The organism is Rhodococcus sp. 5A-K4, assembly GCF_046097995.1.
GTDB classification, from domain to species: Bacteria; Actinomycetota; Actinomycetes; order Mycobacteriales; family Mycobacteriaceae; genus Rhodococcus_F; species Rhodococcus_F erythropolis.
In genome coordinates this window covers 1-11411 of the sequence record NZ_JBJURM010000057.1, presented here as the reverse complement: position 1 = coordinate 11411, position 11411 = coordinate 1, and the positions used below count along the sequence as shown (strand labels likewise).

Below are 11411 nucleotides of genomic sequence, written 5' to 3'. Positions count from 1 at the left end.
CTCGGAATCGCAGATCAACTGAACGTCACTGTCTCACTTGACTTGACACATAGCGTTCCCGCCGGACAATGGGAGGCTGCGCGAGCCCTGTCTCTTCCGACGACGAGAACGTGGCGAGCTGTGGTTCTTCCGCAGGCTGTACGCGCCACCCTACCGGCGCTGGGAAACTACGCGATTTCCATGTTCAAGGACACACCGTTCCTCTTCGCAATCACGGTGGTCGAATTGGTCACCGCTGCACAGCAATACGGAGCTCGCACCTTTCAATATCTGGAGCCGATCACGATGGCAGGAGTGATCTTCCTCCTAGCCAGCTACCCCACGTCCGTGCTCATCCGACAAGTGGAGAAACGTCTTGCCTACTGACGAGAACACCCGCTCGGCGATTTCGTTCGAGCACGTGGTCAAACGATTCGGCACGCACACCGTGCTCGATCACCTCGATATCGCGATCGAGCGCGGGGAACGTGTCGCATTGATCGGGCCGAGTGGATCGGGGAAGACCACCATACTGCGGATCCTGATGACACTCGAGAAGATCGATTCCGGACTCGTACGTGTCAACGGACAACCGTTCTCCCACGAAATCAAAAACGGGCAGTTGGTCCCCGCCCGTGAACGACACCTACGCGCCGCTCGGTCCAAGATCGGGATGGTGTTCCAACAGTTCAACTTGTTTCCGAACATGACTGTCCTGGAAAATATCACCGAAGCACAAATACACGTTCTGCGCCGAAACAAGGCCGAAGCAGATGCCCGCGCCCGTGAACTACTCGCCCTCGTCGGGCTCGCCGACAAAGAAATCGCGCACCCGAACACACTGTCGGGAGGTCAACAACAGCGCGTGGCCATAGCCCGAGCATTGGCCATGGACCCCGAAATCCTCTTGCTTGACGAAGTCACCTCGGCTCTCGACCCGGAATTGGTCGCCGACGTCCTCGACGTACTACGAACAATCGCTGCCACCACGGACATCACCATGCTCATCGTCACCCACGAAATGGGGTTCGCGCGCGATGTCGCCGATCGAGTACTGGTCTTCGACGCCGGAAAGATCGTCGAGGAAGGCCCGCCGGAACAGATTTTCGACTCCCCCACCCAGGACAGGACGCGCACCTTCCTCAAAGCGGTTCTCAAGCATTGATCACGACGTATGCCGCAACCGCAATCTACGGCTCCGGCCGTGGGCGAGTCATCTCGATATCGTCCAGACCGCAAGAACCACCAACGCCACCACGACCAGGAAAATCGCCGTTGTTGTTTCGGCGGGATGCGCGTTGACCCACTCACTCATCGCACGATTCGACATTGACGACGTACTGATCATGTGTGCGATTCCCTTCCATCGAGTTGAATCAGCCAGGGGCAGAAAGGAAACTACTCCGCGACATGCCGTTGATCTCTTCCCCTCACCGGATCGCAGGCTTCCGCACCCATAGAGAATCTCACGCCATTGACCACCCCTAAGAGTGACACACCCGGACGGGGAGCACACCACGAGTGAGTTCTCGAAGTGACGCATTCTGCAATGGGCTGCCCTGCAAGGTCGTACGCTGCGGGCCCCGAGGCGATCTCGAGGAGGAAACGCCCATGTCTCTCGCTCTCGCCACACCAGCGCAACGAGCACGTGCAGACCACGTAGAGACCCGGACGATCGCAGGTTTCCTCGTGATCACCGGCGTCGTCATGGCCGGTCTGGCTGTTGTACTCGCGCTCGACGTCGGCGAACCCGATCATGACACGACCGGCGCGCAGCCATGGCTGAGCTGGCCGGCAACGATCATCGTGGGAGGCCTCGCCACGGTATTGCTGGGTGCAAGCTTGCGGTATCTTCTTGTTCGCTTACGCCCAGTCCCGACATTGGTGAACACACCGTTGCATGCGGTGGTGACACGTCCGCCCGCGGCCAGACAAGGAGCCGGAGTCGAGGTGTTTCACATCGACGTCGCCCTGGACAACGACAGCGGCCGCTCAGTCGCATCGATTGCGGATGCCGTAGCGCCGAGCTCGATCGGCCAGTTTTCGGTCGGCTCTCACTGGCAGGTCTACCCCCTCGCAGACGACGCCCGCTGGGTTGCACTGAGTGAGAGCCACCACGAGATCATCCGCTACGGATATCTGATCCACACGGGCACAAGCAAGAGCCGATCTCACCTGTTGGTCGAGCGCCCCGGCCCGGGTTCGGACCTCGCGCACCGTGATGCGACCGATGTGAGGTGACATCGCCGGGCAGTATCGACTACCTGCGGGCGGCGAGAAACTCCGGTCTCGGTGCAGCACCGCAGTAGGGCGACTCGAGCACGTTGTCGACGCTGTTGAAGACCACGAAGATGTTCGCACGAGGGACGGGCGAAATATTTCCCGCGGACGCGTGGAGCAGATTGCTGTCGAACAGTGTCATCGAACCGGCAGCGCCGGTGACGACCTCGATGCCGCGCTGATCGTACTGCTCGGAGATCATCTGCTCATCCGGGACGCCGACCCGAGGGATCTCGTCGACCAAGGATTCTTCGAAATACCGTGGCGGGGTGGCGCCGGCACACTGCAAGAAGGTGCGGTGCGAGCCGGGCATGACCATCAAGGGCCCGTTGAAATGGTGGTTGTCGGTCAAGGCGATCGAGGCGCTGACCGCACGTGGCCTCGGCATCCCGTCCTCGGCATGCCAGGTTTCGAAATCGGCGTGCCAGTAAAAAGCGCCACCTCGAAAACCCGGCTTGTAGTTCAGGCGACTCTGGTGAACGTACACCTGCGATCCCAGTATCTCCGCCGCCATAGCAGCGGCCCCGGACTCCTCGATCGCGTCGGAGACCACCAAACTCAGATTCGCGATGTCGAAGATGGACCGCACTGCTGACGAACCCTTTTCGCGAACGATCCGCTCGTCACCGCGCAACTCCGGTTCTTCACCGAGTCGCGCGACCTCGCTCAGACATCCCCGCACCTGGCGGTCGTCGAGCACTCGGTCGAGATGTGTGAACCCGTTGGCCTCGAAGTCTGCGTACCGTGTACGCATCGTCGGATCCCACAGAACAGGGTCGGGGCGTTGATACGCAATCGGCGACGCCATCACCCGCGTGTGGTACCGGTCAGTGGTGACAGCCATCAGTACGAACTCCCCTTCTCGCGTTGCTCGAATCCCGTCTCCGGCATCGGCGGACACCGACACTGTAGGTGATACCCACGGCGCAAACACCGACCGGATTATCGATTCGCATAATGCCTCATCGTTTATAACACTTCTCCTCATCAGTACTCAAAACGCTTGGACACCAACGAGTTTCTCTGCCATTGCAGAGCGACCGTCGTGTCAGCCCCAGTCTCGACTGCGCTCGCGGCGCGCCTAGGCGGTCCGCTCGACGCGGATCGTCTAGGGTTCATGGAGGTGAACCGGGAAGTCTGGTCGGCACGTAGGTCAGTGCTACCCGAACACCCCAGGAGAACGCGATGTCTCACCCCATTCGAAGCCCACCCTGCACCCGGCCAGCGTCAGCTAAACATTAGTGACGTCGACGATCCTGCTCAGGTCGGGCCACCGGTGCCCCGGCGACGAACAGCACATCCAGAGCGCTGCCCGAGCACTTCTCTCTACATGGCGCCTTGGGTATGAACTGCGCACCTTCCCCACAGTGTTGGGGACGACGACTGTCCTCGTCGCCGGTGCTCGCTCCGAACGGCCCCCCGGTGGTGATGATGCTCGGCGGTGCACTCGCTGCCGCGACGATCGAATCACGTGTCGCCGCGATTGCTCGAACACGTGAAGTCTTCGTCGTCGATATCCCCGGGGAACCCGGCCTCAGTTCGCCGTGCCGGCCAGCCGGGGGAAACATCGAAGCGTACGGACTCTGGCTCCGGGCTCTCCTGCCTGAACTGACGGCACAAACCGTCGACGTGATGGGTCATGGTCTCGGCGCTTTCATCGCCGTCGAGTCCGTTTGCGATCGCATCGAACATCTGCTTCTCGTCAGTCCTGAGAGCATCCTTCCGCCTTTACGTGTGACCGTCGCGGCATCCGCCGGCGCCGATGGCCTAGCTGCACTGATGTCAGGGACACCGCCCGATACCTCGATGCGACAACAGGCGCCGAATACGTTCCGGACCCGTCCATATCGACCTGGTTCGCCAAAGTGGCCGTGTACTGTGTCCCGACCCCGCGCAGCCTCCGACCTTCGTCGGACCGATGGGACGAGGCCTGCGCGTCGCGAGCGATGACAATGATGGGGGGGAGAGAGGATCGTGTAGTGCCGCAGCGTGCGGTGGACAAATTCGTCGACGGGCGGTCCGGTGTGCACACGATCCCTATGATCGGAGTGGGCCGTTTTCCGATGCTGGAAGTGCCCGAGCAGTTCGCCGCAGCCCTCGAGACCGCACACTCGAATGAAGCCCTAGCCCAACCCAGAGACATTCCACCGACCGCCATCGTCAACCGAAAACCATTGACAAAGGAGCAATTGCGTTGCGCAACAGAATGCTCCAGATCCGCGAATCTTTTTGGTTTATCCCGGCCGTCCTCGGCGTTCTGGCGATCCTGCTGGCGCAGGCATTGATTTCGCTCGACCACAGGATCGAAGAAGGACAATTGCATACCCTCGGGTACTTCTTCTACGAGGTCGGTGTCAGTGGAAGCCGCAGCATTCTCGGCGCGATCGGCGGATCGATGCTCGCTGTCGCGGCAACCTCGTTTTCCATCACGATTTCAGTGCTCGCTACCGCCAGTTCAACGTACGGGCCCCGCCTCGTGCGGAACTTCATGGCCGATCGTGGGAATCAAGTCGTCCTCGGGGTCTTCAGCGCAACCTTTCTATACTCGTTGACGGTCCTTCGCTCGATCCGTTCTCAGTCTTCGGACAATGTGGCGTTCGTTCCGGACATCGCAGTCAATGTTGCCGTCATTCTGGCAGTGATCTGCGTAGCCGTGTTGGTGTATTTCATCCACCACATCGCCGATTCCGTCCAAGTATCGACATTGTCAGCGAGAGTACGATCCGAACTCATCGCTTGCGTCGACGAGATGTATCCGGCGTCGCCTCCCGACAATGCCATTGCGGTAGACCGCAGTGATCCGGCCTTGTCAGGCGATGCCGTCATATCCGCCGACACCAGCGGGTTCATCGTAACGATCGACGAACAATCGATCCTCCGGCACGCTGTGCATCACAGTTGCACAGTGGAGATTACGACCGCCGGAGGTAGACATGTTCTGGCGGGCGACGAACTCGCACGAGTCCACTCAGGAGACGCTACCGCTGAACTGATCGCCGCGGTTCGCAAATGCTTTTCCCTCGGCGATGCACGAAATCCTCACCAAGACATAGATTTTGCCGTACAACAACTTACCGAAATGGCCGTGCGTGCACTGTCACCGAGCACCAACGATCCCTATACGGCAAAGAATGCGCTAGCAGAACTGGCCGTGGGCCTGGTTCCTCTGGTCCAGCGGAACATCATTCCCGAAGGACGAGTCGACGAGCAAGGAAGCCTGCGACTCCTCGTCTATCGGACCGCACCTACCGCGATAGTCGATACCGTGTTCGATGCAATGCGGACCTATGCCCTACCGAGTCCAATCGCTGTCACCGCAACAATCGATCTGGCTCGGCGGATCGGCACGGCCGCCCGATATCAACACACTCGCGACGCGCTACTGCGCCAACTGACGCTTCTCCGAGATGCCTATTCCTCCTCGGGTGCCAACCCACAGGATATCGAAGCACGCTCCGTCGAGATCAACGCAGCACAGCAGGTTCTCGAAACCTCGGGCGCAGGCACAATGACCGAGCCAGCGTAATCATGGCGAAACGCCGGACCTCCCTGCCCGGGAGGCGGCCCGCCAGCCAGAAGCCGGGTGAGCAAAAGCCGTGTGGGTACATGGCGACGCCGATCGTCTCTCTGATCTGCCGCGAGGATTTCGGACACTGGAGATGGTTAATTTCAGGCCGCGATGACGTGCTGTGGGTAACTGTAGTGAACGTCGTTCGGTGCGCGATAGCCGAGTGCTGAATGTCTGCGTCGAGGATTGTAGAAGCCTTCGATGTACCGGATGATATCTTGTCGTGCTTGAGCTTTCGTTGCGTAGACGGTGCGGTAGACGCACTCGTTCTTCAGTGCAGCGAAGAAGCTTTCGGCCATACTGTTGTCCCAACATTGACCGGTCCGGCCCATCGAGGACCTCATCGCCAAGCCGGCCACCAGAGCCCGGTAGCCCCGCGAGGTGTAGACGCTGCCTCGATCGGAGTGAAAGACCGATCCCGGCTCGATCAAGGTGGTCGCAGCAGCATTGTTGAGTGCGGCCGCGACGAGTTCGGTGCGCATGTGATCAGCGATCGACCACCCGACGACCTTGCGGGAGAAGCAGTCGATCACCGTGGCCAAGTACACGAACCCCTGCCAGGTGTGGATATACGTGATGTCGCCGACGAACTTCACCCCTGGGCGATCGGCGGCGAAGTCCCGCTTGACCAGGTCCGGCACCCCGTCGTCATCCGCGGATTCGGTGGTCGTGCGAAACGGACGCGGCTGGCACGGGACCAGCGCGTGTTCGCGCATGATCGAGCGGACCAGTTCTGGGGAACATTCGATGCCGGCGGAGTGTAGGTCCGCATGGATGCGCCGATACCCGTAGGTACCGTGCGCTACGTCGAAGAACACTCGAATTCGTTGCGCCAGGGCATCCCGACGTTTCGAAGTTGCCGACTGCGGCCTGCTGCGCCAGTGGTAGAACCCCGAGGTCGACACCTCGAGCCAGCGGCACCGATCAACGACAGATATGACCGCGGAGTCGCCCGCGATATAGGAATCGATGAACTCGTACTTCGCCACTACCGTGGCTCCCGCGCGAAGTACGAGGCTGCTTTTTTCAAAAAGGCTGCCTCGGAACGAAGTTCACGAACTTCTCGTTCGAGTTGGTTCAGGCGGGCTCGTTCGGTCAGAGTGAGTTCGCTGTCAGCACCGCCGCCGTGGGTGTCACGATACTTGGCGAGCCATCGGCGCAGACTGACATCGCCGATCCCGTAGGCCTTGGCTACCTCGCTGATCGGTTTCGACGACTCGATCACCTCGCGGCACAGTTCATCTTTGAACTCTGCCGAGAACGATCGCCGTGCTCTGCTCATGCTGGACTGGCTCATTTCAGTAGATCCCTATTCTAAGCGGGTCCACTGTCCGAAATCCCTGGGCCGATCACTCACCCCTCCTCTAATGCCAGATCGACTGCCGCATCACCAGCCTCCGAGATTTCCCAGCCACAGCACGGAGACAACGTACAAGGCAATCGCCAGCGGGTAGTAGGGATTCACGACGACCTCGATCCACTCGGAAGCAGCCGACGCTCGCGACGCATAGCGCCGACGCCACTCGCATACCCGAAGACTCCAATGGCAAACGTCCTCGCTATCGCTCCGACGCCCCCGATCAAGCAGAAGAACATCCAGCAGATGTAGAAGAACTTCCTCATCGAGTGTCCGCTCTCAGACGAGGTGGAAAACTCACGCCTTCAGGCGAGATAGGGCCACTTCGTCGAAGTGTTCGTCGAGGTGATGCGTCCCAGTCCGTTCGCCGATCGAGTCACGTTGCAGACCTTCGACGAAAAATCTGGTCAACGACGAGGCCCGCGGGCCCAATCGATCGGCCGCCCACACAACGGGGCGAACAACTCGCACCGGGACGCGCACTGCCCGAGGACGTTTGCCCACCGCAACAAATGCCAGGTCCACAATCTCGTGAAAGGTGTACACATCAGGGCCCCCGACATTCCATTCACCGGACTCGCGGCCAAGGCGATCGATGCAGAATTCCGCAAGATCGGCACCGTGAATCGGGTTCAGTCGCTGCGCACCGGCACCCAACTCGAATGCAATGCCGCGATGCGCCATGTGGACGAGCTCGGAGGCGTCGGAGAAATAGCCGGACGGATTGACGATCTGTGACGTTACCGGGCTGCGTCTGAGCGCTTCCACGAACGCTGCCTTCGACCGCATCACCATCGAGGTCCCCTCGTGAACATGCATGACGTTGACATACAAAAACGACGCTACGGCCCCCTCTTCAGCCAGAGACAGCAACCGCAAGTTCCCACGGAAATCGATATCCCACGGATCCGCCCGTTGCCGGGTCACTCCCATCGAGGCCGCTGGCTCAGCATTCGCTACTCACGGCTTCGAACACGCCTCACTGAACATGATCTTGACCCGTACCCGCTTCCCGAAGAGCTCCTTTTACCACTTCTTCGGCGACAAAGCAGGGCTGTTCGACCGCGTAGTGGAATCCGGGATCGAAACGCTACGCATCTCCGTGACACCGCCGAACATCGATCTACTCGACGAGAACACCTTCTGGCCACAAATGCGCGCCTTCGCGCGCCAACTCCTGGAAACTGCTCGGGCCGAGCCACTCACCCTGATGATCGGGCGACTGTTCCACTCCGCCGATACACCCCGCTCCTCGGCAATCGATACCCTGCGTCGATCGGCAACGAACTGGCTCGAACATGCCCTCGAACGCGGGCGAGAACTAGGACAGATCGACAGCGACACACCCGTCGGCCTCCAACAACGCGTACTTGTTGCAATCATCCTGGAACTCGACCGGTGGGTGCTCACCCACGCTACCGACGACGAATCTGCTGCCGCCGCATTCCTGCTCGTCCAGCGCTTCCTCGCACCCGCGCCTGATCGACGACCTCAACCCCCAACGATTGCCTGATGTCACGGTTTTCGCGCACAGCGGCCATCGCAAGCGAACAGAGGAGAACCCGACAGCACCAAGGTGGAAGGCAAAGAACCAGAGGACCAGGCGCCCGGGTTCGCCCCGAACCGAATCGGATCACCCGATTCGGTTCAGCGTCAATCACCTGAAACCATGTTCCGTATGAGTCCATTCGGTTCATGGGTGCAAGCACAAATAGACCTGCGCGGATACGGCAGCGTCAAGGAAGCTGCCCACGCCCTCGACATCTACCCATCCGTACTACGGCAGTGGATGTCCATAGTTCGACGTCCATCACACAGTGTCATACGCCGCGCCGCCACAGCGTTCGACGTCCACATCCAAGAGGTTCTCGTCGCCGCCGACTACATGACCGAGGAGGAATCCGGCCTCGTAGACGCAATTCCAGCATCAGTGCGGCACTTCACAATCGGACAAATGCTCGAAGAAATCGGCCGCAGAACCGAAGGACGATAGGTCTCCGCCGAGAGACTACGCCCGAGGTGACCCCCTGAGACTGAGGCGATAACCATGAAAGCGCCGCATCGACAAACTGGTTGATCAGCCTTCGGCCCTCGTTGCGTAGTGAGGCTCCACATCTGAGACGAAGACGTCCCAGCACGATGTTCTCACTCGAATCCACACGAGCACATCCCCACAACAAGGAGTACCCGGCCAACGCCGCTCGACCGAGCACACCGAATCCGTTCACGCGCCGCTCGACCGAGCACACCGAATCCGTTCACGACAATCACCACGCAGCATCCTCAGCGAATTCCAACGAAAAACTATGCACGACAATAGATTCCGATACAAGATCTACGATCAGAATCTTTGACTCGAAAACACCAGTCTTCAAGATCGATCAGAACTACCCCACCCGACAACACCTGCCGCAGGCCAGTCAAGAATTCCCCCAGCGTGCGCCACTCCAGCCCATTCACACCGCAGGCCCGGTAGTGCGCCCGGACATGGCAATCGATGGCATCGTTCACACCCTTCACGCCAGACTTCCCAACCCCCGAAGAAAATGAGAGGGTCGCGGATGTACCGGATGTACCCAACCCAGAATTGGAAGCACCGACCGACACATGACTCTCACCGAACAGCTACACAATTGTCAGGACCTGCTGGCTCGAGCGCATCTGGCAGGCAACAAGGACGCAATCCGCCGCTTCTCGGAGCATCGACTCACACTGATCCAGCAAATAGTCACCACGAGCATCCCCATCCGATAGATAAAGCAGTTCAGTCGGTATTTCACAGGCCGAGCCCGGTGCCCACGGAAGACTCCCACACAAACGTCAGATTCTGTGCTGGAGCTGTTACCCGCGCCCCGTCCGAGGCCACTGCGGAGCATGGCCTTCTCGGCGCACGCTCCAACAGTCAGTTCGGGTAACAGTACGGATCGAGCGTCAGGAGCAGGCGATGACGTTCGTCAACGATGCTCCATCGCTGCTGCCCGGCACGCCCGACAGCACTCCAGAGCTGCCGCCGTTCCAGATGACGTTGATCGGGCAGCCCCCGGCCTGTACGCATCCCCGAACGTCTGTGGCGGTCCCGGCTCGATGATCCTGCCGTCGTGTCCCGGTTCGAGTCCCAACGCCTTCGACGGCATCAGCACCAGTGCCGGCCCTGGATCGGCGGGTGTCTTCGACCGAACATGGTTCCTTCCGGGCGGCGCGTCTGCCCGGACCGTCTCGCCGCGGGGCCGCGCCGACGCATTTGTTCGCCTACCAGCACGAATACGATGCCATCTCGAGGTTGGGTTGGTCCAATACCGACGATGCGGTGCTGTGCCACCAGTGCGACTTCGCCGGCTGCACCAATCCGGCACACATGCGGTTGGGAACCAATCGCAGCAACCTCAGCGAATACGAGCTTCGGCGACGAAACATCGCCAGCCCACTCACTGACGTTCGAGGGCCCGCTGGTCGCACGCGCGCCATCGCCGCCGCGATCTGTATCGGGATCGGGATCGAGCAAAACTTAGAAGTCACCACGATCGAACCACGGGCAGCGGGCTGCAACATTCGCACGAGTGTCTTCGACCCACCTCTCCGGAATGGAAGTAGAAAGAAATGTCAACTATTCCAAAGTATGAGTTTTGATCGAATTTTCACTAGACATTACTACTAAAGTAGTAGAAAACGATGGGCCATCCGCTACCTCACCAACCAAAAGGCCGGTGGGCTAATCCTATGAATAAGTGCCGGACGGCGCCCACGCGTCACGCCTTCGTTCACTTCCTTCTGGTGGAAGATTTACTTGAAACACGATGTCACAGGTAGCTTTTACCCCACGCCTTCGGGTATAAAATTTGTAGGAAAACGCAAGATTTGCCGTAATATATGCGGCGGTTTCGCATAATTTCGACCCAATAGACAGGGAATCCCTTCTCTCACTCCAAATAGACAATCAATTTATGACTACCGTAAAAATGACGATAGACATGTGTATACGCTAAAAAATTTCCGGGCGGAAGTCATTCTCGCAAAATATATAACACGTTCTAGTTTTGATTGAGAAACAGTCTGCTAAATACGTGCACATTGCTCGACAATTCGTCTAGTGTCATCCGCCAAGAGGTTGTGAAGTTCAAGCCATTGATCGACGGAGAGGATCCGAGAAGCGCGTTCCCTTGTGGTAGGACCCCGTTTGGTGAGCCACTCGGTATCAGAGAATCAATGCGTGTGAATGCAGCTGGCAGC

The 11411-nt window shown here is 59.3% G+C and carries 12 protein-coding genes; 8 read left to right on the top strand and 4 right to left on the bottom strand.

The window, feature by feature from the left end; genetic code table 11:
* The 3 genes from ACKAMS_RS33315 to ACKAMS_RS33305 form a co-directional block, all read left to right on the top strand.
* Positions 1-366 (top strand): ABC transporter permease subunit (locus tag ACKAMS_RS33315; RefSeq protein WP_408990095.1); only part of this gene is annotated, 366 nt, incomplete at its 5' end.
* Entirely contained in the window at positions 356-1144 is a 789-nt protein-coding gene (ehuA, locus tag ACKAMS_RS33310) for an ectoine/hydroxyectoine ABC transporter ATP-binding protein EhuA (RefSeq protein WP_256938648.1), read from the top strand. The genes ACKAMS_RS33315 and ehuA, both read left to right, overlap by 11 nt.
* A 446-nt stretch (positions 1145-1590) precedes the next feature.
* On the top strand, positions 1591-2220 hold the full coding sequence (locus ACKAMS_RS33305; RefSeq protein WP_218680978.1) for a hypothetical protein: 630 nt from the start codon (positions 1591-1593) through the stop codon (positions 2218-2220).
* A gap of 19 nt (positions 2221-2239) precedes the next feature.
* On the opposite strand, the gene ACKAMS_RS33300 is transcribed toward ACKAMS_RS33305, so the two are convergent.
* Positions 2240-3103, bottom strand: a complete 864-nt coding sequence (locus ACKAMS_RS33300; protein WP_408990094.1) for a phytanoyl-CoA dioxygenase family protein — start codon at positions 3101-3103, stop codon at positions 2240-2242.
* Positions 3104-3726: 623 nt separating this feature from the next.
* Entirely contained in the window at positions 3727-3951 is a 225-nt protein-coding gene (locus tag ACKAMS_RS33295) for a hypothetical protein (RefSeq protein WP_218681647.1), read from the bottom strand.
* Positions 3952-4453: 502 nt separating this feature from the next.
* On the opposite strand from ACKAMS_RS33295, the gene ACKAMS_RS33290 reads away from it, so the two are divergent.
* On the top strand, positions 4454-5785 hold the full coding sequence (locus ACKAMS_RS33290) for a DUF2254 domain-containing protein (RefSeq protein WP_218681648.1): 1332 nt from the start codon (positions 4454-4456) through the stop codon (positions 5783-5785).
* Positions 5786-5928: 143 nt separating this feature from the next.
* Here the strand turns inward: ACKAMS_RS33290 and ACKAMS_RS33285 are convergent.
* Positions 5929-7109, bottom strand: a protein-coding gene (locus tag ACKAMS_RS33285; protein ID WP_218681649.1) for an IS3 family transposase whose coding sequence is annotated in 2 segments (ribosomal slippage) — positions 5929-6842 and positions 6842-7109 — 1182 coding nt in all. Because the reading frame shifts where the segments join, the coding sequence is not laid out codon by codon here.
* Positions 7110-7481: 372 nt separating this feature from the next.
* Entirely contained in the window at positions 7482-7979 is a 498-nt protein-coding gene (locus ACKAMS_RS33280; protein ID WP_218681650.1) for a hypothetical protein, read from the bottom strand.
* A gap of 22 nt (positions 7980-8001) precedes the next feature.
* On the opposite strand from ACKAMS_RS33280, the gene ACKAMS_RS33275 reads away from it, so the two are divergent.
* From ACKAMS_RS33275 to ACKAMS_RS33260, 4 genes are all read left to right on the top strand, one after another.
* A complete protein-coding gene (locus ACKAMS_RS33275; RefSeq protein ID WP_218681651.1) occupies positions 8002-8697 on the top strand; it encodes a TetR/AcrR family transcriptional regulator in 696 nt (231 codons plus the stop codon).
* A 165-nt stretch (positions 8698-8862) separates the two neighbouring features.
* Positions 8863-9177, top strand: coding sequence for an XRE family transcriptional regulator (locus ACKAMS_RS33270; RefSeq protein ID WP_408990093.1), 315 nt, complete (start codon positions 8863-8865; stop codon positions 9175-9177).
* A 614-nt stretch (positions 9178-9791) separates the two neighbouring features.
* Entirely contained in the window at positions 9792-9938 is a 147-nt protein-coding gene (locus ACKAMS_RS33265; RefSeq protein WP_408990092.1) for a hypothetical protein, read from the top strand.
* Positions 9939-10128: 190 nt separating this feature from the next.
* The gene (locus tag ACKAMS_RS33260) at positions 10129-10272 is read left to right on the top strand and encodes a hypothetical protein (protein ID WP_408990091.1); all 144 of its coding nucleotides are present in this window, start codon (positions 10129-10131) and stop codon (positions 10270-10272) included.
* Positions 10273-11411 lie beyond the last annotated feature (1139 nt).

Bases quoted from the DNA above. Each gene is read 5' to 3' on its own strand.
- ACKAMS_RS33305 (WP_218680978.1), top strand. From the start codon at position 1,591: ATGTCTCTCGCTCTCGCCACACCAGCGCAACGAGCACGTGCAGACCAC.
- ACKAMS_RS33300 (WP_408990094.1), bottom strand. From the start codon at position 3,103: ATGGCTGTCACCACTGACCGGTACCACACGCGGGTGATGGCGTCGCCG.
- ACKAMS_RS33295 (WP_218681647.1), bottom strand. From the start codon at position 3,951: ATGTTCGATGCGATCGCAAACGGACTCGACGGCGATGAAAGCGCCGAG.
- ACKAMS_RS33280 (WP_218681650.1), bottom strand. From the start codon at position 7,979: ATGGTGATGCGGTCGAAGGCAGCGTTCGTGGAAGCGCTCAGACGCAGC.
- ACKAMS_RS33275 (WP_218681651.1), top strand. From the start codon at position 8,002: ATGACGTTGACATACAAAAACGACGCTACGGCCCCCTCTTCAGCCAGA.
- ACKAMS_RS33270 (WP_408990093.1), top strand. From the start codon at position 8,863: ATGAGTCCATTCGGTTCATGGGTGCAAGCACAAATAGACCTGCGCGGA.
- ACKAMS_RS33265 (WP_408990092.1), top strand. From the start codon at position 9,792: ATGACTCTCACCGAACAGCTACACAATTGTCAGGACCTGCTGGCTCGA.
- ACKAMS_RS33260 (WP_408990091.1), top strand. From the start codon at position 10,129: ATGACGTTCGTCAACGATGCTCCATCGCTGCTGCCCGGCACGCCCGAC.